Origin of the sequence: Bacillus cereus group sp. N6 (assembly GCF_016483705.1) — a bacterium.
In the GTDB taxonomy this organism is placed as follows: domain Bacteria; phylum Bacillota; class Bacilli; order Bacillales; family Bacillaceae_G; genus Bacillus_A; species Bacillus_A wiedmannii.
The window spans coordinates 1-232 of sequence record NZ_JAEHBI010000355.1 but is presented as its reverse complement, the minus strand read 5'-3'; the positions used below and the strand labels follow the sequence as shown (position 1 = coordinate 232).

The following is a 232-nucleotide window of genomic DNA, read 5'->3' as shown; positions in this document are numbered from 1 at the left end:
ACTCGTGGGCTGTTGCACGGGACGCGGCCCTGGCGACGGCTCTCGGCGGTCTGGCCACCTGCGCCGTCGGCTATCTGCTCGCCGAGCGGCTGCTGCGGCCCGTCACCGCCCTCGCCCTGGAGCGCGGGCAGCCGGAGCCGCCCTCCGGTCCAGGGGTCATGGCCAGGATCGTGCTGGCGTGGACTTTCGGCACCGGGGTGCCGCTGCTCGGCGCCGGGCTGGCGGTGTGGAT

At 75.4% G+C, this 232-nt stretch carries 1 protein-coding gene; it reads left to right on the top strand.

Going from position 1 to position 232, the window contains the following annotated elements:
- Positions 1 to 232 (top strand): hypothetical protein (locus JDS99_RS31565; RefSeq protein WP_199696550.1); only part of this gene is annotated, 232 nt, incomplete at both ends.